Genomic DNA, 22,039 nt, shown 5'->3' with positions numbered 1-22,039 from the left:
CCTCATTCCGCGAGCAGACCGATGAGCTACCAACCGTCCTACCGTGCGGGTTCCGGCACCAGTCCGCTGGCCGTGGTGAGCCTGGTGTTCGGCATCCTGGCCTGGTGTGTGCTGCCGTTCCTCGGCGCCATCGTGGCGATCGTCTGCGGCCACCTGGCGCGCAGCGAGATCCGCCGCAGTCCGGTCGAGAGCCGCGTCGAGGGTGACGGCATGGCGCTGGCCGGGCTGGTGCTCGGCTACGCGCAACTGGTGCTGTGCGTGCTGGGCGCGTTCGTGCTGGTCGCCATGATGGTGTTCGGCTTCACGCTGTGGGGCTGGCACTGATCGCTGCATGAATACCGACGCCCGTTCCGCCGCCTTCGATTTCCACGGATATCGCGTTGTCGTCGCCGGCGGCAGCCGCGGCATCGGCCGCAGCATCGCGCTGGGCTTCGCCGCAGCGGGCGCGGCCGTGTCGGTCTGCGCACGCGGCGCCGCAGCGCTGGAGGAAACCCGCCAGGCGCTGACGGCGCATGGCGTGCCTGCGCACGCGCAGAGCTGCGACCTGGCCGACGCCGGCGCGATCGACGCCTACGTGGCGAATGCCGCCGCCGCGCTCGGCGGCATCGACGTGCTGGTCAACAACGCCAGCGGCTACGGCTTCGACGACAGCGACGAAGGCTGGCTGGCCGGCTTCAACGTCGACCTGATGGCGGCGGTGCGCGCCTCGCGTGCCGCCTTGCCCCACCTCACGGCTTCGGCGCATGGCTGCATCCTGCATACCGGTTCGATCGCCGCGTTTCGCCCGCGCGCGAGCGGCGCGGCGTACGCGGCGGTGAAGGCGGCGCTGAGCCAGTACACCACGTCGCAGGCGCTGGCACTGGCGGAGCAGCGTATCCGCGTCAATGCGATCGCGCCGGGCTCGATAGCCTTCCCCGACGGCCTGTGGGAGCGTCGCCGGCTGGAGCGGCCGGAACTCTACCGCGCCACCCTGGCAAAAATCCCGTTCGGCCGCTTCGGCAAGCCGGAGGAAATCGCCCACGCCGCGCTGTTCTTGGCCTCGCCATGGGCCGGCTGGATCACCGGCCAGACCCTGGTGGTCGACGGTGGGCAGATGCTCAATGGCTGATCGGCACGCCACCACGTGCGCCAAAGACCGCGCATCCGGACACCGCGCCCGCAGCGCGCGGATGCGCCCGTCGCCCGGCGGCACCGGCGGGAACGGCGCGGCAAGCTCCCCTCACCCTACCCGCGTGTTCGCGGGCCAACTGGTCTGACCCATGTACGACATGCTGCGCCCGCTGCTGTTCAGGCTCGACGCCGAGACCGCGCACCGCCTCACCCTGTATGCGCTTGGCGTGGCCCAGCGCAGCGGCTTCGCCCACAAGCTGGTCAGGCCGCCGGGCGAGCTGCCGACCCGCGCCTTTGGCATCACCTTTCCGAATCCGGTGGGACTGGCCGCGGGGCTGGACAAGAATGCCGAGCACCTCGACGCACTCGATGCGCTCGGCTTCGGCTTCATCGAGGTCGGCACGGTGACGCCGCGGCCGCAGGCGGGCAACGACCGGCCGCGCCTGTTCCGCCTGCCGCGGCACGAGGCGATCATCAACCGCATGGGCTTCAACAACGCCGGCGTCGATGCGCTGGTGCGCAACGTGCGGCAGTCCGGCTATCACGGCGTGCTCGGCATCAACATCGGCAAAAACAAGGACACGCCGAACGAGAAGGCGGTCAGCGACTATTTGCTGTGCCTCACCCGCGTGTACGAACTGGCCAGCTACGTCACGGTGAACATTTCGTCGCCGAACACCCAGGGCCTGCGTGACCTGCAGCAGGAGGCCACGCTGCGCCGCTTTATCTCGGTGCTGCGCGAGGCGCAGGAGCGGCTGGGTTCGCAGCACGGCCAGCGCAAGCCGATGCTGCTGAAGATCGCACCGGACCTTTCCGAGGCGGAACTCGACTCGATCGCCGAGGTGCTGCTGCACACCGGCATCGACGGGGTGATCTGCAGCAACACCACGATCGACCATGCAACGGTGGCCGGCGATCCACGCGGCAGCGAGGTAGGCGGGTTGTCCGGCAAACCGTTGTTCGAGCGCTCCACCGCGGTGCTGGCCGGCATGCACAAGCGGCTGCAGGGCCGCATCCCGCTGGTCGGCGTGGGCGGCATCCTCGACGGCAGCGACGCCGCCGAGAAGATGGCTGCGGGTGCCTCGCTGGTGCAGCTCTACACGGGCCTGATCTACCGCGGGCCGCTATTGGTCGCCGAATGCGTCGACGAGATCCGTCGCCAGCGCGAGAACGCCGATGCCGCCTGAACGAGTGGACATGGGCGGCTACACGCTCATCGAGAATGCTCCGCTGGCGAACCGCAACACCTTGCGCGTCGATGCGCGGGCAACGCTGCTGGCGGAAATCCGCGACGCTGCGAAGCTGCCCGAACTGCTGGACTTCCCCGCCGTGCGTCACAGCCGCCTGCTGGTGCTCGGCGAGGGCAGCAACATGCTGTTCACCGGCGATTTCGACGGCACCGTGCTGGCGATGGAGACCCGCGGCGTGCAGGTGGAAAGCGATGGCGACAGCGCGCGCATCGCGGTGGCCGCCGGCGAGCGCTGGGACGACTTCGTGCGCTGGACGCTGGGCCAGGGCTACGCCGGCCTGGAGAATCTGATCCTGATCCCCGGCACGGTCGGCGCCGCGCCGATCCAGAACATCGGTGCCTACGGCTGCGAAGTGGCCGAGTTCGTCGAAAGCGTGGAAGCGTGGGATACTCGCGAGCGCCGCGTGGTGACGCTGGACCACGCCACCTGCGCGTTCGCCTATCGCGACTCGTTGTTCAAGCACGAGCCCGGCCGCTACGTGGTCACTGCCGTGCGCTTCGTGCTGCCGCGCAGCCGCCCGCTGCGCACCGACTACGCCGGCATCGACGAGGAGCTGGCGCGGATGGGCGTGGACAAGCCCGCACCGTTCCACGTCGCCGAGGCGGTGGTGCGCCTGCGCACGCGCAAGCTGCCCGATCCGGCGGTGATCGGAAACGCCGGCAGTTTCTTCAAGAACCCGATCGTCGACACCGCGCTGGCCGATGCCCTCAAGCGCGAGCATCCGGGACTGGCTGCGTGGTCGCAGCCTGACGGACGCTGCAAGGTGTCGGCCGCCTGGATGATCGAGGCCGCCGGTTTCAAGGGTTTTCGCGAAGGCGATGCGGGCATCTCCAACCGGCATGCGCTGGTGCTGGTCAACCACGGCCACGCCACCGGCCCCCAGTTGTGGGCGCTGGCGCAACAGGTAATGCACGGCGTGCACGGGAAGTTCGGCGTGCAGCTGGAGCCGGAGCCAGTGGTGATCGGCGAGCGCTGAGTTTTTGCGGGGGCGCAACGTGCGCGATGCTCTTGCTCTTGTCGTGTTCAAAGCGAAGAGCTTTCGTCTGCCTTTGGCAGCCGAGTTACTTTCTCTTTGCGTGGCCAAAGAGAAAGTAACCAAAGAGAAAGGCCACCCCGCTTACGCGCCTTGCGGGCCTCCTGCCCGCAAGGTTCGCGGCCGGGCTACGGGGTTTTTCGACAGCACATCCTGTGCTGGCGAAAAACTGGCCGGCATCCCTGCCGGCCACCCTTCGGGCTTTCCTTCGCCCGCCCGCCGCTGCAGAGGGGACCCCGGGTAGAGCGGCGCGCATCCTGCGCGCACTCTTCAGAAGAGCCAGAGCAAAGCCATAGCAAAGCGACGCTTTGCTGTGGCTTCTGCTTTCAGCTTTATCACTGAGTGCGGGCCAGGATGGCCCGCTGCTCTACCCGGGGCCCCTGTGCGGCGGTGAGTCGGGGACGACAGGCCGCGCAGCTGGCATCGACATGGATGTCGATGCCTTTTCGCACGGGCAGGATGCCCGTTCGAAAAGCCCGGCCCCGGCTCACGGACTTGCCGGGCAGGAGCCCGGCAAGCGCCAAGCGGGGTGTCGTTTTCTCTTGGTTACTTCTCTTTTGGACAAGCAAAAGAGAAGTAACTCGCCCTCCGCAAGGAGGACGAAAGCTCTTGCTTTGAAGCGGCAAAAAAACTGAAGCGAAGCTACGCGTGAGCCCGCTTCTCGATATCAGGCAAAAACACCGTGATCAATCCCATCAACGGCAGGTAGGCGCACAGCCGGTAGACGAATTCGATGCCGTGCGTGTCCGCCAGTCCGCCGAGCACGGCGGCGCCGATGCCGCCCATGCCGAAGGCGAAGCCGAAGAACAGTCCCGAGATCATGCCGACGCGGCCGGGGATCAGTTCCTGCGCGTAGACCAGGATCGCCGAGAACGCCGAGGCCAGCACCAGGCCGATGATCACGGTCAGCACGCCGGTCCACAGCAGGTTCGCGTGCGGCAGCAGCAGGGTGAACGGCGCCACGCCGAGGATGGATACCCAGATCACCCACTTGCGTCCGATCCGGTCGCCGACCGGACCGCCGATCAGCGAGCCGGCGGCCACCGCGAACAGGAACACGAACAGGTGCACCTGCGCGCTCTGCACCGACACGCCGAATTTGTGGATCAGGTAGAAGGTGTAATAGCTGCTGAGGCTGGCCAGGTAGAAATACTTGGAGAAGATCAGCAGGCCGAGGATCGCCAGCGCGCCGATGATCTGGTTGCGCGACAGCGTCACCACCGCGAGATGCCGCGCCGCCGACTTGCCGCGGGTGATGTGGTGATGGCTGTACCAGCGGCCCACCTGCAGCAGCACCACGATCGCCAGCAGCGCAGCGAGCGAAAACCACGCCACGCTGCCGCGCCCGTGCGGCACGATGATCCACGCAGCCAGCAGCGGCCCCAGCGACGAGCCGGTGTTGCCGCCTACCTGGAACAACGATTGCGCCAGCCCGTGCTGGCCGCCCGAGGCCATCCGCGCTACCCGCGAGGATTCGGGGTGGAACACCGACGAGCCGGTGCCGACCAGCGCCGCGGCAACCAGCAGCACCGGGAAATTCGGCGCCGTCGCCAGCAACAGCAGGCCGCACAGGGTGAAGCCCATGCCCACCGGCAGCGAGTACGGCATCGGCCGGCGATCGGTGACCATGCCGACCAGTGGCTGCAGCAGCGAGGCGGTGAGCTGGTAGGTCAGCGTGATCAGGCCGATCTGGGCAAAGTTGAGCTGGAAGTCGTGCTTGAGGATCGGATAGATCGCCAGGATCAGCGACTGGATCATGTCGTTGAGCATGTGCGCAAAGCTGATCCCGCCGAGTACCGCATACTCGGTGGATTCGCCGGGCGGCGAGGGATCGCTGGAGAAGGGGATCGCGGAAGGGGACAGCGGGGCGCTTTCGACGCGGGTCTGCATGGGGTGTTCGGCTGGACGGGGCGGCGCGGGGGGCGTCAACCATAAGGCAAGCGGCCGCCGTTCCGCATGTGCCGGGCGTTGACGGCGGATTGCGTGGCCGCCGCCGTGCGCGTGCCGGGGCGCGCCGCCGAAACCCGGGCGAAGGGCGTCCGGGTGTCACCGCGTCGTCAGCGAAATGCCGCAGACTGAGCGGTACCTGACCCGCCCGGCCGCATCGGGAGCGGGCCCCGCAGACGGCGCGCTACCATGCGGGATGCTACCTACCTGCTGCAGCCTGGAGCACCGATGAACAGCCGCCTGATTCGCGGAACCTTGCCGCCCGACGCCGGTGCGCCGGCCGCCAACGACGCCGCGCCGGCGTCACCGGGGCCGGATCTTGGCGACAGCCGGCTGTACATCAACCGCGAGCTGTCGCAGCTGCAGTTCAACATCCGCGTGCTGGACCAGGCGCTGGACGAGCGCACGCCGCTGCTGGAACGGCTGAAGTTCCTGCTGATCTTCTCCGCGAACATGGACGAGTTCTTCGAGATCCGCGTGGCCGGGCTGAAAGGGCAGATCGCGCTGGACCACGAGATGATCGGCCCGGACGGCATTCCGCCGAAGCGGGCATTGGCCGAGATCAGCGAGATCGCGCACCGGCAGATCGCGCGGCAGTACGCGATCCTCAACGAGCGCATCCTGCCGGAACTGGCCACGCACGGCATCCGCATCGTGCGGCGCACGCAGTGGACGCACAAGCAGAAGATGTGGGTGCGCCGCTATTTCCGCGAGGAGGTGGCGCCGCTGGTCACCCCGATCGGGCTCGATCCCACCCATCCGTTCCCGCTGCTGGTCAACAAGAGCCTCAACTTCATCGTGCGGCTGGATGGCGTGGACGCGTTCGGCCGCGATTCCGGCCTGGCCATCGTGCCGGCGCCACGCGTGCTGCCGCGGTTGATCCGCATGCCGCTGGAAATCTGCGAGGGTGGCGACAACTACGTGCTGCTGTCCTCGATCATCCATGCCCATGCGGAGGAACTTTTCCCCGGCATGGCCGTGCTCGGCTGCTACCAGTTCCGGCTGACCCGCAACGCCGACCTCACGCTCGACCCGGAAGACGTCGAGGATCTGGCGCTGGCGCTGCGCGGCGAGCTGTATTCTCGCCGCTTCGGCGACGCGGTGCGGCTGGAGGTGGCCGACAACTGTCCGAAGGAGCTGACCGACTACCTGCTCAAGCAGTTCGGCCTCAACGAATCGGAAATGTACGAGGTGAACGGCCCGGTGAACCTGGCGCGGCTGTTCCGCATCGCCAACAACGTCAGCTACCCGAAGCTGCAATACCCGCCGTTCACGCCGGCGCTGCCGAAGGCACTGCAGCATGCCGAGGACCTGTTCGAGGTGATCGGCAAGCAGGATGTGCTGCTGCTGCATCCGTACGAATCGTTCGCTCCGGTGGTCGACCTGCTGCGCCAGGCGGCGAAGGACCCGCAGGTGCTGGCGATCAAGCAGACGCTGTACCGCACCAACGCGAACTCCGAGATCGTCGACGCGCTGGTCGACGCGGCCCGTGCCGGCAAGGAAGTGACCGCGGTGGTCGAGCTGCGCGCGCGCTTCGACGAGGAATCCAACCTCACGCTCGCCTCGCGCCTGCAGCAGGCCGGCGCGATGGTGATCTACGGCGTGGTCGGCATCAAGACGCACGCCAAGCTGATGCTGATCCAGCGCCGCGAGGGCAGCGAGCTGGTGCGCTACGCCCACCTGGGCACCGGCAACTACCACACCGGCAACGCCCGGCTGTACACCGACTACAGCCTGCTCACCTCCGACGAGGCGTTGTGCGAGGACGTGCACAAGCTGTTCAGTCAGCTCACCGGCATGGGCAAGGTGCTGCACATGAAGAAGCTGCTGCACGCGCCCTTCACCCTGAAGAAGGCGCTGCTCGAACTGATCGCGCGCGAGACCGCGCATGCGGGGGCGGGCAAGCCGGCGCAGATCATCCTCAAGGTCAACGCGCTGACCGAGCCGAAGGTGATCCGCGCGCTGTACAAGGCCAGCATCGCCGGCGTGCAGGTGGACCTGATCGTGCGCGGCATCTGCAGCCTGCGCCCCGGCGTGCCGGGCGTCTCGGAGAACATCCGGGTGCGCTCGGTCATCGGCCGCTTCCTGGAGCACAGCCGCGCCTACTGGTTCGCCAACGACGGCGAGCCGCAGCTGTACCTGGCCAGCGCCGACCTGATGGAACGCAACCTCGACCGCCGCGTCGAGACCGCCTTCCCGATCGAAGGCAAGAAGTTGCAGCATCGCGTGCGCCAGGCGCTGGAGCTGTACCTCACCGACAACGCCAGCGCCGCGCTGCTGCAGCCCGACGGCGAGTACCTGCGCCCCGCGCCGGCCGCCGGCGAGCCCATCCGCAACGTGCAGGCCGAATTGATGGAAAAACTGTGCGGGGCAGGGGCCGGCGGCGCGCACTGAGGCGCCCAGGCTTTTGGCGGACACGAAAAAGCCGGCGCGGGGCCGGCTTTTCGTCGATCTTCAGATCCGTGGTGGAGCGGATGGGGATCGAACCCACGACCTCCACGATGCGAACGTGGCGCTCTCCCAGCTGAGCTACCGCCCCACGGAAGCCGCAAATATTAGCAGCGTGCGTTAGGTTCGCCAAGACCTGAGTCGGGATGGACTCAGCCGGGCAGCAGGCCGGGCAGGCGGTCGTGCAGTACCTCGCGGCGCCAGCCTTCGAGGAACTCGGGCCACTCGACGGTGACCACGTATTCCTCCAGCACCTTGCGCGGGCACAGCAGGCCGGGTGGCAGGTCGAGTTCGCCGGCGAGGTCGTCGACCAGGGTCTTCATGCCGGCCAGCGCCTTCTTCGCCTCGCCCTGCGGGTGGCCGGGGATGCGTGCGGTGGCGGCGATCTCCTCGTCGTCGACGGGTGGGGCGAGCAGCTCGAACAGCTCGCTGCGCTGGGCCGAGCGCAGGGCGCGCTGGTCGCGGCTGCGTTGTTCGAGGTCGCCGAGGCTGGCTGGCGGCTGCTGCGCGAGGTTGAGCGCCAGGGTATCGTCGAGCAGCCAGGGGCGCGGCACGTCGAGGCGGCGTGCGCTGCGCTCGCGCCACAGCAATAGGCGGCGCAGCAGGGTTTGCTGCGCGACCGGCCAGTCGGCAGCGCCACGCAGCGCGCGCTGTGGCTGCGCGTCGCCGTCGCGGTGGCTGGCGCGCTGCTTCAGCCGGGCGCAATCCTCGGCGTGCCAGGCGCGGCGATCGCGGCGCAACAGGCGCTCGGCCAGCTGTTCGTGGATGGTCTGCAGGTACACCACGTCCAGCGCGGCATAGCGGCGTTGCGAGTCGGTGAGCGGGCGCTGCAGCCAGTCCGAGCGGGTCTCGCCCTTGTCCAGTTCCACCCCGGCCAGTTCGGCGACCAGCGCGCGGTAGCTCAGGCCCAGGCCCATGCCGACGAAGGCGGCGGCGATCTGGGTGTCGAACAGGATGTGCGGACCGTTAGGCAGCAGCGGTGCGAGGGTTTCCAGATCCTCGCCGGCGCTGTGCATGACGGTGGTGGCCGGGCCGGCACCGAGTTGCGGCTGCAGCGCGTCGCCGATGTCGAAGGCGAGCGGGTCGACCAGCGCATGGCGGCCGTTCCAGCCCAGCTGCAGCAGCGCCAGCTGGGGGTGGAACGTATTGCGGCGCATGAACTCGGTGTCCAGGCCGACCATGGCGTCGGCGGGAATCGGCGCCAGCCAATCCCGCAACGCATCGGGCCGGTCGATCCAGTCGGCGGCGGTTTCGGATGGGGGCATCGGTGCTCCTTGGAAGCTGCGGGCGCGGATTGCCCTGCAGGCGGTTTGTGCCTATGGTGAGCAGCGCACGATAACAGGCCGCACCAAGGACGCCCATCTATGCCGAACAACGCAAGCCTGCGCCGTCAGCGTGCTCTCGGCGGCGCGCTCGGGGTGATCGTGCTGGGGTTCGCGCTGCTGTACCACTTCTTTCCGCGACTGTTCCACGTCAATCCGGCCGAGGCGCCGCGTCGTTCGATGTCGCTTGGCGCCGCCGCGCCGGGCAGCGGACCGCAGCCGGAACGGATTTCGGCGATCAGCGAGCTCAATGCCGGACCGCCGCTGACGCTGGCGCCGGCAACGGTGATCGCCTCGCGCAGCGGCAGAAGCGCGAACCTGCCCGAGCAGCACAGTGCCGATCCGCCGGAGGTGCAGGCCCTGCTGGCGCGGGCGACCCGGGCGCTGCACGCCGGCCAGTTGATCGGCGACGCGAACAGCGCCGCCGCCTTGTTCGGGCGGGCGCTGCAGGAAAAGCCGGACAGCCGCCGTGCCGCGCAGGGCCTGTTCGACGTGCGCGCCAGGATGGTGGCGGAGATCGACCAGGACATCGCGCTGGGCGACGCCGATGCGGCGCGCGAACTGCTCGCCGCCTTGCGCACCCTGCCGAATGCCAACGCGGAAGTGACGCAGCTGGAAGCAGGCCTGCAGACCCTGGAGAAAGTGCGGCCGATGCTGGCCGAGGCCGCCGCCCTGCTGCGGCGGGGCAAGGCCGACCAGCCGCGGGGCGGTAGTGCGCTGGACCTGTATCGCGAGGTGCAGAAGCTCGACCCGCAGAACGCGGTCGCCGAGCAGGGCATCTTCGAGGTGCAGCGTGCCGTGCTGGATCGCGCACTGGCCGCGGTGGCGCAGAACGATTTCGCCGGGGCCGACCGTGAGCTGGCGGCCGCGCAGGCGATCCGCCCCGGTTCGCAGCAGATGATCGACGTGCACAAGCGCGTCGACGACATGCGCGTGCAGCGCGCGAGCGGCGTGCTGGTGCAGGCGCACACGGCGCTGGATGCCGGCAACCTCGGGCTGGCCACGAAGCTGGCGGCGCAGGCGCGCGCGATCGACCCGGGGCTGCCGGCGCTGGCCGCCTTCGGCGACCAGCTCACCAACGCGCGCCTGTACGCCAGCTACAAGCCCGGCCAGGTGTTCACCGACCGCTACATCGACCTGCCGGGCAAGACGCCGGCGATGGTGGTGATCCCCACCGGCAGTTTCCAGATGGGTGCGTCCGCCGACGACGAGGACCGCATCGACGCCGAGCTGCCGCAACATGCGGTCGCCATCGCCAAGGGTTTCGCGCTGGCGCGCACGGCGGTGACGGTGGCGGAATTCCGCGAATTCGTCCGCGCCAGCGGCTACGTGCCCGACTCGGTCAAGCTGGGCGGCGCCAGCGTGTACGACGAGCGCAGCGGCGCGTTGCGCGACGACTCGGACGCGACCTGGCAGGATGACTATTCCGGTCGCAAGGCCGACGACAACCTGCCGGTGGTGAACGTCTCCTGGAACGACGCCAAGGCCTATGCCGACTGGCTCGGCCAGCGGACCGGCAAGGTGTACCGACTGCCCAGCGAGGCGGAGTTCGAATACGCGCTGCGCGGCGGCACCCGCAGCCGCTACTGGTGGGGCGACGGCACGCCCACGCGCACGGTGGAAAACCTCACCGGCTCCGGCGACCGCTCGCGCAGCGGCCGGCGCTGGAGCCATGCCTTCCGCGGCTACCGCGACGGCTATTGGGGGCCGGCGCCGGTGATGAGCTTCGCCGCCAATCCGTTCGGCCTGTACGACATCAACGGCAACGTCTCCGAATGGGTGCTGGACTGCTGGCACGACAACTACATCCGCGCCCCCGGCGACGGCAGTGCCTGGATCAACCCGGGCTGCCGCTCGCACGTGGTGCGCGGCGGCTCCTGGGGCAGCTCGCCCGACCAGGTGGACTCGGCCTATCGCCAGGGCAGCAACGGCGACGCACGCAGCGGCCGGGTGGGTTTCCGGGTGGTGCGGGAGCTGTAGCCGGGCATGAAAAACCCCGCGCGGGGCGGGGTTTTTCCGGTGTCTGGTACCGGTGAGAGGACTCGAACCTCCACTGTGTCACCACAAGCGGATTTTGAGTCCGCCGCGTCTACCATTCCGCCACACCGGCATGTGCGAGCTGGGGATTATGCCGGGTTCAGTGCACGCGGTCGAGACCCAGCTGGCGCACGTTGCGGCCGTACCAGCGGTCTTCCGGCAGCGGCTGGAACACCGAGCAGCGGGTCATCGGGCCGGAATAGATGTGCAGGCTGACGGTGACCGCGTTGTCGCTGGGGTTGCGGATGCTGTGGTATTCATGCGGCGGGATCAGGCTGCCGGCCGAGCCGGCGCCGGCCTGGATCGAGCCGACCGGCTGGAAGCAGTAGCGCTGCGCGTCGTGCTCGACCAGCTCGTACTGCACGATCTCCAGCGCGCCGTTCCACACGCCCTCGACGCACCACATGCCGTCGTGGTCATGGATCGGCGTGCCCTGGCCAGGGCCCCAGGTCATTGCCACCACGCAGTAGCCGTGCTCCTCGCTGCGGTACAGCTCGCGGCGGGCGTAGTGGTCGGGATTGGCCTCGAACACGCAGGGGGGCAGGGTGACGGCCTTGTCGCAGATCAGCCGGCACAGGCTGTGGCGCAGGCTGTCGGTGAGCTCGTGGGTGGTCGGCTTGGCCACGGCGGCGTCGATCGCGTCGATCAGGGTGCGGCTGCCGGGGAAATCCAGGGTAAGCATGGCGGTCTCGGTCTGATGCGTGATGGAATGGATCTTACCAGCGCAGCGGTCAACCAGCCGTCAGCCGGTTCAGGAAGCCGCCGATCGCGCGGCTGTAGTTGTCGATGTCGACCAGGAAGGCGTCGTGGCCCTGCGGCGAGTCCAGCGCCACGAATTCCACCCGCGCGCCCGCCGCTTCCAGGCCTTCCGCGATCTGCTCCTGCTGCTGCAGCGGGAACAGGATGTCGGTGCTGACGCCGATCACCATGGCCTCTTCGATGCGGATGCGCTTGAGCCCTTCCAGCACGCTGCCGTGGCCGTATTCGGCGATGTCGAACCAGTCGCTGGCGCGCGACAGGTACAGGTAGCTGTTCGGGTCGAAGTGGCGCACGAAGCGCTGGGCGTGGCCTTCGAGGTAGGACTCCACCTGGAACTCGCGGCCGAACGGCTCGTCCTCGCGCTGCTCCGGGTCGAGCCGGATGCGCGCGAAGCGGCCGTTCCATTCCATCGCCGAGCGATAGGTGATCACGCCGAGCTTGCGCGCGATGCTCATGCCGATGTCGGGGTAGCTGCCGCCTTCTTCGGCGTGGATGTCGTAGCGGCCCTCGTTCCAGTGCGGGTCGAGCCGGATCGCCTCGCGCTGCAGCGAGCGGATCGCGATGGCGAACGGCTGCGCCTGCGGCGCGGTGTCCACGCTGATGTGGGCACGCACGCTGCCGGGGTGCAGCAGCATGTAGGCCAGCGCGCTCATGCCGCCCATCGAGCAGCCGATCAGGCAGGCCAGCTGGCCGATGCCGAGGCTGGCGACCACGGCGTGCGCGGCGTTGGCGACGTCTTCCAGTGCCAGCTCGGGGAAGCTCAGCCGGTACGGTTCGCCGGTGGCCGGGTCGATCGAGGCGGGGCAGGTGGAGCCCTTGTCGCTGCCCAGCGAGTTCACGCAGATCACGAACCAGCGCGCGGTGTCGATCGCCTTGCCGGGGCCGGCCATCTCCTGCCACCAGCCCGGTGCCGGATCTTCCTCGCAGGAGGTCATGTGCGCACTGGGCGACAGCCCGGTCAGCACCAGCAGCGCATTGTCGCGCGCCGCGTTCAATGTGCCCCAGGTTTCGTAGGCGACGTGCGCGCCGTGCAACGCACCGCCGCGCTTCATCGCGAACGGCGAAGGCAGCGGGAGGTAGCGGCGCGCGTCGCCCATGCTCAGTGCACCTTGTCGATGCTGATTTCGACCGGCGTCGTGCGGTCCACCGCGACCACGCCGGCGTCGCCTTCCAGATCGCCGGGCTGGGCGATCGGCTGGCCGCTGTGGCTGATCCGCGCGCCGACGAAGACCTGCTGGACCGAGGACAACTTGAAGGCAGGCGTCATCGCCATCGCGTCGTTCAGCGTGACGGTGGTGGGCAGCCGGGCGGGATCGAGCCTGGCCACGGCCAGCGGCATCGGCGGGCCCGGCTCTGATGGGGTGCCTGCCGCGCGGGCGTAGACGAACAGCGCATCGCCGGGGGCGAGCTTGTCCTTCAGCGCCGGCGCCAGCGTCACCTGCACCTGCAAGGCGGCGCCCTGCGGGGCAGGCGCGGGGGCGCCGCTCGATGGGTCGGCCGGCGCGCCGCCGGAGCGGGCGTCGGCGACGGCGATCTGTTCGGCCACCGCCTTCGCCACCGACGAGCCGGGCTCCAGCTGTGGCAACAACAGGCGCCAGGTGGCGGCGGCCTCGCGGTATTCGCCACGCTGGAAGTTGCCGATGCCGAGCAGCCACAGGCCGCGCTGGCTGTCAGGGTGCAAGCGCACGGCGCGCTCGAGCAGTTCCCGCGCACGCCCCTCGATCAGGTGGTCGCTGCGCGTCATCGAATCGTTTTCGGCCCAGCCGATCATCGCCTCGGCGTTGTTCGGGTCGAGTTTCAGCGCGTGGTCGAATGCATCGCGTGCCTCGGCCGGTTGGCGCAGCATGCTGCTGGTCTGCGCCAGCAGCATCCAGCCCTGCAGGTCGTCCGGCTGCTGCTGCAGATGCGTGCGCAGCTCGGCGATCGCCTGCGGCAGGCTGATCGCCGCGGGCTGGGCGGCCACCCCGTTCAGGGCGGCGGGCGTGCCCACCAGCAGGTACAGCGCGCCGGCGCCCAGCGGCAGCACCAGGGCGATCAGCAGGCTCGTCACGAACACGCTGCGCGGACGGCCGGACTTGCGGCCCTGGCGCATCAGCGGCAGCAACAGCACGGCCAGCGCCACGGCGACCATCGCGGCGGCGGCAATGAAAAAAACGGTCTTCACCAATCGTCCCCGTTGTCGGTGGGTGCCTCGGCGGCGCCGTCGCCGCGGTTGCGCCGGCGGATCGCGGCCAGCACCACGCCGGTGCCGCCGCACAGGATCAGCAGCGGGCCGAACCAGAGCAGCCAGGTACCCGGTTTCAGCGGCGGGTCGTACAGCACGAACTCGGAATAGCGGGCTACCAGGTACTGCTTGATCTCCTCGTCGCTCCTGCCCTGCTGCATCATCCGGAAGATCTGGTTGCGCAGGTCGCGTGCGATCGGCGCGTTGGAATCGGCCAGCGTCTCGTTCTGGCACATCGGGCAGCGCAGCTGGTGCGTGAGGTGCTGGAAGCGCAGTTCCTGTGCATGATCCTTGAACGGCATGGGCTCGATCGCCTGGGCGTGGGCGAAGCCGCCAAGCAGCAGCGAAGCTGCGAGAAGCATCCGGAACAGCTGGCGCGTCACGGTGCCTCCTTCAGCATTGCCGCGATCGCCGGCTTGAGTTCCTTCGCCACCACGTCGGGCGTCAGCGGGCCGATGTGCTTGTAGCGGATCACGCCCTTCGCGTCGATCAGGAAGCTTTCCGGCGCGCCGTACACGCCGAAGTCGATCGCGGTCTGACCGGGCTCGTCGGCGATCAGCAGGCCGTACGGATTGCCGTGCCGGGCCAGCCAGTTCTTGGCGTCGGCCGGGGCATCCTTGTAGTTGTAGCCGACCAGCGCCACGCCGAGGGACGGACCTTCGGCGGTCAGCACCGGGTGCTCCACGCCGCACTCGATGCACCAGCTGGCGAACACGTTGAGCAGGTAGGGCTTGCCCAGCAGGTCGGCCTTGCTGACCGTCTGCGCGGGCTCGTACAGCTTGGGCAGGTTGAAGGCCGGAGCCGGCTTGTTCAGCAGCGGCGTCGGGATCGCATTCGGATCGTGCCGGGTGTTCCACCAGATGCCAAAGCCGAACAGCCCGACCAGCAGCATGAAACCGATGAAGGGAAGCAGCCGGTTCATGCGTGGTTTTCCTGCACCCGCAGGCTGGCGATGGCCCCGGCTTCAGCTCCCGCGCCGCGCTTGAGGCGGAAGCGCTTGTCGGCGGCGCAGACCAGGCCGCCCAGCATCATCAGCAGGCCGCCGGCCCAGATCCAGCGGACGAACGGCTTGTAGTACAGCCGCAGCGCCCAGGCTCCCTCGACGTTGCCGGCATCCATCGGTTCGCCCAGCGCCACGTACAGGTCGCGGGTGACGCCGGCGTCCACCGCCGATTCGGTCTGCACCTGGCCGCGCAGGTAGGTGCGCTTCTGCGGGTGCATCACGGTGAGCTCCCTGCCGTCGCGGATGACCGTGACCACGCCCTGGTCGGCCTTCCAGTTCGGCCCGTTCGCGCGGTGCACGCCGTCGAAGCGGAACTCGTAGCTGCCGATGTGCTGGCTTTCGCCCGGCGCCATGCGTACGTCGCGGGTCACGCTGAGCGACTCGGACAGCAGCACGCCGGCCACGAACACGCCCACGCCCAGGTGCGCCAGCAGCATGCCGGCCATCTCGGCCGGGTAGCGCCGGCCGCGCGGCATTTCACGCCAGCGCTTGTACGCATAGAGCAGCACGCCGACGGTGATCCACACGGCGGCGGCCACGCCGACGATCGCCTTCAGGTTTCCGTCGACCAGGAAGGCCGCGACGATGGCGCAGGCCAGCGCGGCGATGACCACGCGCAGCAGCAGGCTCTTGAGCACCGGCGCCTCGCCCTTGCCCCAGCGCAGGAACGGGCCGAACGGCAGCAGCAGCACCACCGGCGCCATCAGCAGCGGGAACAGGAAGCCGAAGTAGGGCGGCCCGACCGAGATCCGGCCCAGGTTCAGCGCATCGCCGATCAGCGGGAACAGCGTGCCCAGCAGCACCATCGCCGCGGCCACCGCGAACATCAGGTTGCCGATCAGCAGCACCGTCTCGCGCGAGACCACCTTGAACGGCTTGCCACCCAGCACCCGCGGCGCACGCAGCGCATACAACAGCAGCGAGCCGCCGACCACGATGGTGAGGAAGGCCAGGATGAAGATGCCGCGGCGCGGATCGGAGGCGAACGCATGCACCGAGGTGAGCACGCCCGAGCGCACCAGGAAGGTGCCGAGCAGGGAGAGCGAGAAGGCGAAGATCGACAGCAGAATGGTCCACGCGCGCAGCGAGCCGCGCTTCTCGGTGACCGCCTGTGCATGGATCAGCGCCGCGCCGACCAGCCACGGCATGAAGCTGGCGTTCTCGACCGGATCCCAGAACCACCAGCCGCCCCAGCCCAGCTCCGCATACGCCCACCAGCTGCCGGCGACGATGCCGCAGGTGAGGAAGGCCCAGGCGATATTCGTCCACGGCCGCGCCCAGCGTACCCAGGCCTGCTCGAGCTCGCCGCCGAGCAGGGCGGCGATCGAGAACGCGAACGCCACCGAGAAGCCGACGTAGCCCATGTACAGCATCGGCGGGTGGAAGGTCATGCCCGGGTCCTGCAGCACCGGGTTCAGGTCCGCGCCGTCGCCCGGCATCGGCAGCAGCCGTCCGAACGGGTTGGAGGTGAAGATGATGAAGGCGAGGAACCCCACTGCGATCAACCCCATCACGGCGATCACGCGCGAGGCGAACACTTCGGGCAGCTTCTGGCTGAACGCGACCAGCGCCACCGTCCACACGTTGAGGATCAGGATCCACAGCAGCAGCGAACCCTCGTGCGCGCCCCACACCGCGGCGATGCGGTAGTACCACGGCAGCGCCAGGTTCGAGTTGTCGGCCACGTACTGCACCGAGAAGTCGAAGCGCAGGAACGCCCAGGCCAGGATGCCGAACGCCATCGCGACGAATACCGCCTGGCCGGCCGCGGCCGGGCGCGCCACCGCCATCAGCGCGCGGTTGCCGCGCCATGCGCCGATCAGCGGCAGGATGCTCTGCGCCAGCGCCAGCAGCAGGGCGAGGATCAGCGCGAGCTGGCCGAGTTCGGGGGTCATGGCTTGGGGTTTCCTTGCATGCTGTCCGGCGCCGCCGCGGCTTCTTCGACCCGCTTGCCTTCGTGCGCCTTGGCCATGGCGTCCTTCAGCTCCTTCGGCATGTAGGTCTCGTCGTGCTTGGCCAGCACCTCGGTGGCGACGAAGTGGGCGTTGTCCATGTGGCCGGTGGCGATCACCGACTGGTTGTCGCGGAACAGGTCGGGCAGGATCCCGGTGTACTCCACCGGCATCGCGCCGCCGGCATCGACCACGGTGAAGGTGACCTTGAGCGAATCGCTGGCACGCTGGATCGAGCCGGCCTTGACCATGCCGCCGAGCCGGAACGTCTTGTAGCTGGCGGCCTCGCCCGACTGCACCTGGCTCGGGGTGAGCAGGTAGTTCATGTTGTTCTGCAACGCCAGCACGACCAGCACGGCCGCGACGGCCGCCGCGGCGAGGATGGCCAGCACGATGGTGAGCCGGCGTTTGCGGGTGGGATTCATGGGCATGACGATCGACCGCCCCGGTCAGGGGGACGCTGGAGTGGAAGGGGGTTTGCGTTCCTGTCGCGCGCTCTGACGCGCCAGGCGGGCACGAAGTTCCGTCAGCACGCGGCGGCGGCGCAGGCGCGGCGCGACGGTATCGGCGGCCAGCACGACGAAGAACAGCGCGTAGGCGGGCCACACGTAGGCGGCGTAACCGCCCATCCTGAAGAAGGCGGCGACGCCGTCGCCCGTCACGAGGAAGTGCAGCAGGGCGCTCATCGGCCGGCCTCGCCTTCGGCAATCCTGCGCACCCAGTCCTTGCCGCTCTCCAGATCGAGCAGGTCGGTGCGCGCGCGGCGGAACAGGCTGGCGGCGTAGTAGAACTTGGTCGCCAGGGTCACCGTCAGCAGCGGCCACAGCATCGCGCCGGAGATTTTCGACTGGCCGAACACGTTGACCGTGCTGCCCTGGTGCAGGGTGTTCCACCAGTTCACCGAGAAATGCACGATCGGCACGTTGATGATGCCGATGATGGCGAGGAACGCCGCAGCGCGCGCGCCCTGGCGGCGATCCTCGAATGCGTGGTACAGCCCGATCACGCCGAGAAACAGGAACAGCAGCACCAGCTCGGAAGTGAGCCGCGCGTCCCAGGTCCACCAGGTGCCCCACATCGGCTTGCCCCACAGCGAGCCGGTGACCAGGGTGATGAAGGTGAACGCCGCGCCGATCGGCGCCGACTCCATCGCCACCACCTCGGCCAGCTTGATCCGCCACACCAGCGCGATGAACGAGGCGACGCCCATCACCGCGTAGATGAACATGCTCATCCATGCGCTCGGCACGTGGATGAAGATGATCCGGTAGGCGTCGCCCTGCTGGTAGTCGGCCGGCGCCAGCACCAGGCCGCCGTACAGCCCGATCGCGCCGAGCAGCAGCGCCATCGCCATCGCCCATGGCTGCAGCACGCCGGCGAAGCGGTAGAACGTCGGCGGCGAACCGAGCTTGTGCAACCAGAGCGGAATCCAGCTAGCCATAACCGATCAAGCGTCCAGGGCAATACGAAGGGCCGCCGCGCAGGCCAGCGGCGCCAGCACCACGGCCAGCACCAGCGCGGCGGCGAGCCAGGCGACCGGCGCGAACCATGGCAAACCCTGTTGGGCGGCCGCCACGGCGCCGGCGGCGAAGATCACTGCCGGCACGCAGAGCGGCAACAGCATCAAGGCGAGCAGCATACCAGAGCGCCGGGTGCCGGCCGTCAGCGCCACCAGCACCGCGCCGAGCAGGCTGAGCAGCGGCGTGGCCAGCGCCAGCGCCAGCAGCAGCACCGGGATCACCGCGCCGGGCAGGTGCAGCATCGCGGCCATCAGCGGCGCGATCACGATCAGCGGCAGCGCGGTGGCGAGCCAGTGGGCGAGGATCTTCATGCCCAGCATCAATGCCAGCGGCTGCGGCGCGAGCACCAGTTGCTCCAGCGAGCCGTCCTCGATGTCGCTGGCGAACATCGCGTCCAGCGCCAGCAGCATCGCCAGCAGCACGGTGACCAGCACCACGCCGCCGGCGATCCGCTGCAGCAGGGTGTCCTCGGGGCCGAGCGCGAACGGGAACAGCATGGTCACGATCAGCGCATACAGCACCGGCATCGCGATGTCGCCACGCCGGCGCCAGGCGAGGGTGAGGTCGCGCCGCAGCATCGCGGCGCAGGCGCTGGCGAGGCCCGGGCGGTTCATGGCTTTGCTCCCGCCCCTGCGACCGAAGGAAATCCTTTTGGGGCGTGCAGGGAAGGGTTGGGGAGGGGCCAATACATGCGATGCCGCGCGTTAGTCATGCATGCGGATCCGTCGCGGCTCGCCGCCGTGGAAGCTCACCGTGCCGTGGCTCGTGACCATCGCCGCGCCACCGGCGTCGGTGTGCGCTTCCAGCAACTCGTTCACCAGCGCGATGCCGATGCGGTCGAGGTTCGCGTACGGCTCGTCGAGCAGCCACAGGCTGGCCGGCAGCAACAGCAGCCGTGCCAGCGCGGCGCGTTTTTTCTGGCCGGCGGAGAGCCGGCGCACCGGCTCGTCCTCGTAGCCGCGCAGGCCGATCCGGGCCAGCACCGAGGCTACGCTGGCGCCGTCGCGACAGCCATGCAGGCCGGCGGCGATGTGCAGGTTCTCGCGTGGACTGAGATCGGCCTTGAGGCCGAGCTGGTGGCCGAGGAACAGGATCTCGCCGGCGCAGCGGTCGCGCTGCAGTGGTTCGCCGCGCCAGTGCAGTTCGCCGGCACCGATGTGCAGCAGTCCCGCCAGCATGCGCAGCAAGGTGGTCTTGCCGCTGCCGTTGTCGCCTTCGACCAGGGCCAGTTCGCCCTCGCACAGCTGGAAGTCCAGCGGTGCGAACACCGGCTCGTCCTGGCGATGGAAGCTCAAGGCCCGCGCTTCGAGCAGGGGCATGGCGGCGGGGGCAGCAGTCATCCGCGCGATTGTCCGCAATGCCGAGGGCGCTTGTCCATGCGGCGCGCTGCCGCTGCACAGGTCATCAGGGTGTTGCGCCTTGCCGAATGCGGGCCACCGAGGGCCTGCCACGAACCAGGCATGGCGGGTGCCCGATCCGGCGTAGCTAGGTACGGACATGTGCCGTACCTGGCGGGTAGGGAAAGGGCAGGACGGCCCTTTCCCGACAACCTATCGGTCCAGCACCCGCAGCAGGGCGGCGCTGCCGGCTTCGCCATGCACGTAAGCCAGCTGCCCGTGGGCTCTGGCCAGCTTGTCCAGCACATGGGTGCCGGCCCCGATGACGAACAGGCTGGGCTCGCTCCAGCCGGAAGTGCCTACGCCGAGCGCCGGATGGACGGCGACGCCTGGCTGGTCCTGCAGCGTGGCCAGCAGTTCGCGCTGTGCGGCGAGGTTCTCCGCCGGCGGACGTCGGCGTGCCTGTGGATTCCATGCCGTGATGAAAGCCCACGGGCGCGAACCGATCGCGGCTGCGAGCTGGGGCGGCAGGGGCAGGTCCACGCGTATCGTTGCCCAGGTCACGGTATCCAGGCAGACGTGGTAGGCGGTGGCGTGAAACGCCTCGAGCAGTGCTTCATCCATGGCGCAGCCTCGGCAGTGGCGCCAGCTTCGACTGGAACAGCCGCGCGGCGGCTTCGATGTCGACGGCCGCCACTTCCGGCGTGTCACGCAGCAGCTGTTCCAGCAACTGGTCCTGCGCCCGGCCGCGCTCGAGCGCGTAGGCGTAGGGCACGTGGCTGAACGTCACCAGGCGATAGCGCGCCATGTAATGGCCGGGGATGCGCTGAGCCAGCAAGGCCCCCAGTTCGCGCTTGGCCAGGTAGCGCGGGTCGGCCACCGAGTCGCGCATTTCGACATAATTCTCCAGCGCCATCGTGGCGATCGCGTCGGCGTTCGGTTGGCGCACGCGCTGGAATTCGGCGAACACCCCGGCGCTGTCGTCCGGCGCCTCGGCCAGCAGGTCGGCCAGCACCACGGTGTCCTCGAAGCCGCAGTTCATGCCCTGGCCGTGGAACGGCACGATCGCGTGCGCGGCGTCGCCGATCAGCAGTGCGCGGCCGTCGAGGTGCCAGCGCTCCAGGTACAGCGTGGACAGCGTGCCGACCGGGTGGCTGTCGAAGTCCTCGTCGAAGCGCGGGATCAGCGGCAGCAGGTCGGGGAAGTCCGCGGCGAAGAAGGCGCGCGCCGCGGCCGCGTCGGGCAGGCTGGCGAAGCTCGGCGCGGCGCCCTGCGCCGGCAGGAACAGGGTCACCGTGAAACTGCCCTCGGTGTTCGGCAGCGCGATGCACATGTAGCCGCCGCGCGGCCAGATGTGCAGCGCGTTCGGTTCCAGCGCGAACTGGTCGCGGCCGCTGCCGGGTTGCAGTACCGCGGCCGGCAACTCACCGGCCGGCGGGATTTCCAGTTCCTTGTAGCCGTGGCCGAGCGATTCGATGCGCTCGCCCAGCGGCGCGTGCGCGTTCATCGCCGCGCGCACCGCGGAGCCGGCGCCATCGGCGCCGATCAGCAAGTCGGCCTCCAGTTCGCGTTGCGCGCCCGCCGCGTCGGCGAGCCGGATACGCCGCCGTCCGAAGTCGGCGCCAACCAATGACTGGCCGAAGTGGAAGCGCACGCCGGCCGCCTCGGCCGCGTCCAGCAGCAGCATGTTCAGCGCGCCGCGCGACACCGACCAGATCACCTCGCTGTCGTCCACGCCGTAGCGCTGCAGGCCGCTGTTGCCGCCCGGCGCATGCACCATGCGCCCGCGCATCATCACCGCCCGCTGCAGCACGTCGTCGGCCAGGCCGGCCGTGCGCAATGCCTGCAGGCCACGCTCGGCCAGCGCCAGGTTGATCGAGCGACCGCCGTGGAAACCCGCGCGGCGCGGATCGGGCCGCTTTTCGAACACATCGACCGCAAAGCCGCGCCCGGCCAGCTGCTGCGCCAGCAGCGCGCCGACCAGGCCGCCGCCGATGAGGGTGATGGTTGGCTGCGCCATGCCGCGGTCCGTGGAGAGAGAGTCCGCCCACTGTTCCGCAAGCGGCGCGCGACTGCAATCCCGGGCGGCCGGAGCCT

21 protein-coding genes and 2 tRNA genes are annotated in these 22,039 nt (G+C 69.1%); 6 read left to right on the top strand and 17 right to left on the bottom strand.

The window, feature by feature from the left end; all coding sequences use genetic code 11:
* Positions 1-21: 21 nt before the first annotated feature.
* From DEO45_RS04180 to murB, 4 genes are all read left to right on the top strand, one after another.
* Positions 22-324, top strand: a complete 303-nt coding sequence (locus DEO45_RS04180; protein WP_114341031.1) for a DUF4190 domain-containing protein — start codon at positions 22-24, stop codon at positions 322-324.
* A 7-nt stretch (positions 325-331) separates the two neighbouring features.
* Entirely contained in the window at positions 332-1,108 is a 777-nt protein-coding gene (locus tag DEO45_RS04175) for an SDR family NAD(P)-dependent oxidoreductase (protein ID WP_114341030.1), read from the top strand.
* A gap of 151 nt (positions 1,109-1,259) precedes the next feature.
* Positions 1,260-2,297 (top strand): quinone-dependent dihydroorotate dehydrogenase, encoded by a 1,038-nt coding sequence (locus DEO45_RS04170; RefSeq protein ID WP_114341029.1) that lies wholly within the window; start codon positions 1,260-1,262, stop codon positions 2,295-2,297.
* A 10-nt stretch (positions 2,298-2,307) separates the two neighbouring features.
* The gene (gene murB / locus DEO45_RS04165; protein ID WP_114341028.1) at positions 2,308-3,336 is read left to right on the top strand and encodes a UDP-N-acetylmuramate dehydrogenase; all 1,029 of its coding nucleotides are present in this window, start codon (positions 2,308-2,310) and stop codon (positions 3,334-3,336) included.
* A 699-nt stretch (positions 3,337-4,035) separates the two neighbouring features.
* Here the strand turns inward: murB and DEO45_RS04160 are convergent.
* A complete protein-coding gene (locus DEO45_RS04160; protein WP_114341027.1) occupies positions 4,036-5,283 on the bottom strand; it encodes an MFS transporter in 1,248 nt (415 codons plus the stop codon).
* A gap of 285 nt (positions 5,284-5,568) precedes the next feature.
* On the opposite strand from DEO45_RS04160, the gene ppk1 reads away from it, so the two are divergent.
* The gene (ppk1, locus tag DEO45_RS04155; RefSeq protein WP_114341026.1) at positions 5,569-7,734 is read left to right on the top strand and encodes a polyphosphate kinase 1; all 2,166 of its coding nucleotides are present in this window, start codon (positions 5,569-5,571) and stop codon (positions 7,732-7,734) included.
* A 69-nt stretch (positions 7,735-7,803) separates the two neighbouring features.
* Here ppk1 and DEO45_RS04150 read toward each other — a convergent pair.
* Both DEO45_RS04150 and DEO45_RS04145 read right to left on the bottom strand, forming a co-directional pair.
* Positions 7,804-7,879, bottom strand: a tRNA-Ala gene (locus tag DEO45_RS04150).
* 61 nt (positions 7,880-7,940) lie between these two features.
* The gene (locus DEO45_RS04145) at positions 7,941-9,053 is read right to left on the bottom strand and encodes a ribonuclease D (RefSeq protein ID WP_114341025.1); all 1,113 of its coding nucleotides are present in this window, start codon (positions 9,051-9,053) and stop codon (positions 7,941-7,943) included.
* A gap of 99 nt (positions 9,054-9,152) precedes the next feature.
* Here DEO45_RS04145 and DEO45_RS04140 point away from each other — a divergent pair, with 99 nt between their 5' ends.
* Complete coding sequence (locus tag DEO45_RS04140) at positions 9,153-11,090, top strand: formylglycine-generating enzyme family protein (protein WP_114341024.1); 1,938 nt, start codon at positions 9,153-9,155, stop codon at positions 11,088-11,090.
* 44 nt (positions 11,091-11,134) lie between these two features.
* On the opposite strand, the gene DEO45_RS04135 is transcribed toward DEO45_RS04140, so the two are convergent.
* From DEO45_RS04135 to DEO45_RS04070, 14 genes are all read right to left on the bottom strand, one after another.
* A tRNA-Leu gene (locus tag DEO45_RS04135) sits at positions 11,135-11,220 on the bottom strand.
* 27 nt (positions 11,221-11,247) lie between these two features.
* Positions 11,248-11,829, bottom strand: a complete 582-nt coding sequence (locus DEO45_RS04130) for a cysteine dioxygenase family protein (protein WP_114341023.1) — start codon at positions 11,827-11,829, stop codon at positions 11,248-11,250.
* A gap of 49 nt (positions 11,830-11,878) precedes the next feature.
* Positions 11,879-13,003 (bottom strand): homoserine O-acetyltransferase MetX, encoded by a 1,125-nt coding sequence (gene metX, locus DEO45_RS04125; RefSeq protein WP_114341022.1) that lies wholly within the window; start codon positions 13,001-13,003, stop codon positions 11,879-11,881.
* A gap of 2 nt (positions 13,004-13,005) precedes the next feature.
* Positions 13,006-14,070 carry a tetratricopeptide repeat protein gene (locus tag DEO45_RS04120; RefSeq protein ID WP_114341316.1) on the bottom strand — a complete coding sequence of 355 codons (1,065 nt, stop codon included), beginning with the start codon at positions 14,068-14,070 and terminating at the stop codon, positions 13,006-13,008.
* The gene (locus DEO45_RS04115) at positions 14,067-14,492 is read right to left on the bottom strand and encodes a cytochrome c-type biogenesis protein (protein WP_114341315.1); all 426 of its coding nucleotides are present in this window, start codon (positions 14,490-14,492) and stop codon (positions 14,067-14,069) included. Before DEO45_RS04115 ends, DEO45_RS04120 begins: the two co-directional genes overlap by 4 nt.
* Before the next feature lie 17 nt (positions 14,493-14,509).
* Positions 14,510-15,052, bottom strand: coding sequence for a DsbE family thiol:disulfide interchange protein (locus DEO45_RS04110; RefSeq protein WP_114341021.1), 543 nt, complete (start codon positions 15,050-15,052; stop codon positions 14,510-14,512).
* A complete protein-coding gene (locus DEO45_RS04105; RefSeq protein ID WP_114341020.1) occupies positions 15,049-17,028 on the bottom strand; it encodes a heme lyase CcmF/NrfE family subunit in 1,980 nt (659 codons plus the stop codon). Before DEO45_RS04105 ends, DEO45_RS04110 begins: the two co-directional genes overlap by 4 nt.
* Complete coding sequence (ccmE, locus tag DEO45_RS04100; RefSeq protein WP_189339672.1) at positions 17,025-17,510, bottom strand: cytochrome c maturation protein CcmE; 486 nt, start codon at positions 17,508-17,510, stop codon at positions 17,025-17,027. The genes DEO45_RS04105 and ccmE overlap by 4 nt, the downstream gene beginning before the upstream one ends.
* A 24-nt stretch (positions 17,511-17,534) precedes the next feature.
* Complete coding sequence (gene ccmD, locus DEO45_RS04095; RefSeq protein ID WP_114341018.1) at positions 17,535-17,771, bottom strand: heme exporter protein CcmD; 237 nt, start codon at positions 17,769-17,771, stop codon at positions 17,535-17,537.
* The gene (locus DEO45_RS04090; protein ID WP_114341017.1) at positions 17,768-18,526 is read right to left on the bottom strand and encodes a heme ABC transporter permease; all 759 of its coding nucleotides are present in this window, start codon (positions 18,524-18,526) and stop codon (positions 17,768-17,770) included. Before DEO45_RS04090 ends, ccmD begins: the two co-directional genes overlap by 4 nt.
* 6 nt (positions 18,527-18,532) lie before the next feature.
* Complete coding sequence (ccmB, locus tag DEO45_RS04085) at positions 18,533-19,219, bottom strand: heme exporter protein CcmB (protein WP_114341016.1); 687 nt, start codon at positions 19,217-19,219, stop codon at positions 18,533-18,535.
* Positions 19,220-19,309: 90 nt separating this feature from the next.
* Positions 19,310-19,945 carry a cytochrome c biogenesis heme-transporting ATPase CcmA gene (ccmA, locus tag DEO45_RS04080; RefSeq protein ID WP_114341015.1) on the bottom strand — a complete coding sequence of 212 codons (636 nt, stop codon included), beginning with the start codon at positions 19,943-19,945 and terminating at the stop codon, positions 19,310-19,312.
* Positions 19,946-20,155: 210 nt separating this feature from the next.
* Complete coding sequence (locus DEO45_RS04075) at positions 20,156-20,566, bottom strand: DUF3293 domain-containing protein (protein WP_114341014.1); 411 nt, start codon at positions 20,564-20,566, stop codon at positions 20,156-20,158.
* Positions 20,559-21,962, bottom strand: a complete 1,404-nt coding sequence (locus tag DEO45_RS04070; RefSeq protein ID WP_114341013.1) for an FAD-dependent oxidoreductase — start codon at positions 21,960-21,962, stop codon at positions 20,559-20,561. Before DEO45_RS04070 ends, DEO45_RS04075 begins: the two co-directional genes overlap by 8 nt.
* Between the last annotated feature and the right edge of the window lie 77 nt (positions 21,963-22,039).

The sequence above is a fragment of the Rhodanobacter denitrificans genome (genome assembly GCF_003335105.1).
GTDB lineage: Bacteria > Pseudomonadota > Gammaproteobacteria > Xanthomonadales > Rhodanobacteraceae > Rhodanobacter > Rhodanobacter denitrificans_A.
This window is presented reverse-complemented; position numbering and strand designations above follow the sequence as displayed.

Coding starts and splice junctions, on each gene's coding strand:
- DEO45_RS04105 (WP_114341020.1), bottom strand. CDS start 17,028: ATGACCCCCGAACTCGGCCAGCTCGCGCTGATCCTCGCCCTGCTGCTG.
- metX (WP_114341022.1), bottom strand. CDS start 13,003: ATGGGCGACGCGCGCCGCTACCTCCCGCTGCCTTCGCCGTTCGCGATG.
- DEO45_RS04070 (WP_114341013.1), bottom strand. CDS start 21,962: ATGGCGCAGCCAACCATCACCCTCATCGGCGGCGGCCTGGTCGGCGCG.
- DEO45_RS04110 (WP_114341021.1), bottom strand. CDS start 15,052: ATGAACCGGCTGCTTCCCTTCATCGGTTTCATGCTGCTGGTCGGGCTG.
- ccmD (WP_114341018.1), bottom strand. CDS start 17,771: ATGAGCGCCCTGCTGCACTTCCTCGTGACGGGCGACGGCGTCGCCGCC.
- ccmE (WP_189339672.1), bottom strand. CDS start 17,510: ATGAATCCCACCCGCAAACGCCGGCTCACCATCGTGCTGGCCATCCTC.
- DEO45_RS04170 (WP_114341029.1), top strand. CDS start 1,260: ATGTACGACATGCTGCGCCCGCTGCTGTTCAGGCTCGACGCCGAGACC.
- DEO45_RS04115 (WP_114341315.1), bottom strand. CDS start 14,492: ATGCTTCTCGCAGCTTCGCTGCTGCTTGGCGGCTTCGCCCACGCCCAG.
- DEO45_RS04090 (WP_114341017.1), bottom strand. CDS start 18,526: ATGGCTAGCTGGATTCCGCTCTGGTTGCACAAGCTCGGTTCGCCGCCG.
- DEO45_RS04180 (WP_114341031.1), top strand. CDS start 22: ATGAGCTACCAACCGTCCTACCGTGCGGGTTCCGGCACCAGTCCGCTG.
- DEO45_RS04160 (WP_114341027.1), bottom strand. CDS start 5,283: ATGCAGACCCGCGTCGAAAGCGCCCCGCTGTCCCCTTCCGCGATCCCC.
- DEO45_RS04075 (WP_114341014.1), bottom strand. CDS start 20,566: ATGGATGAAGCACTGCTCGAGGCGTTTCACGCCACCGCCTACCACGTC.
- ppk1 (WP_114341026.1), top strand. CDS start 5,569: ATGAACAGCCGCCTGATTCGCGGAACCTTGCCGCCCGACGCCGGTGCG.
- murB (WP_114341028.1), top strand. CDS start 2,308: ATGGGCGGCTACACGCTCATCGAGAATGCTCCGCTGGCGAACCGCAAC.
- DEO45_RS04140 (WP_114341024.1), top strand. CDS start 9,153: ATGCCGAACAACGCAAGCCTGCGCCGTCAGCGTGCTCTCGGCGGCGCG.
- DEO45_RS04145 (WP_114341025.1), bottom strand. CDS start 9,053: ATGCCCCCATCCGAAACCGCCGCCGACTGGATCGACCGGCCCGATGCG.
- ccmA (WP_114341015.1), bottom strand. CDS start 19,945: ATGACTGCTGCCCCCGCCGCCATGCCCCTGCTCGAAGCGCGGGCCTTG.
- DEO45_RS04175 (WP_114341030.1), top strand. CDS start 332: ATGAATACCGACGCCCGTTCCGCCGCCTTCGATTTCCACGGATATCGC.
- DEO45_RS04130 (WP_114341023.1), bottom strand. CDS start 11,829: ATGCTTACCCTGGATTTCCCCGGCAGCCGCACCCTGATCGACGCGATC.
- ccmB (WP_114341016.1), bottom strand. CDS start 19,219: ATGAACCGCCCGGGCCTCGCCAGCGCCTGCGCCGCGATGCTGCGGCGC.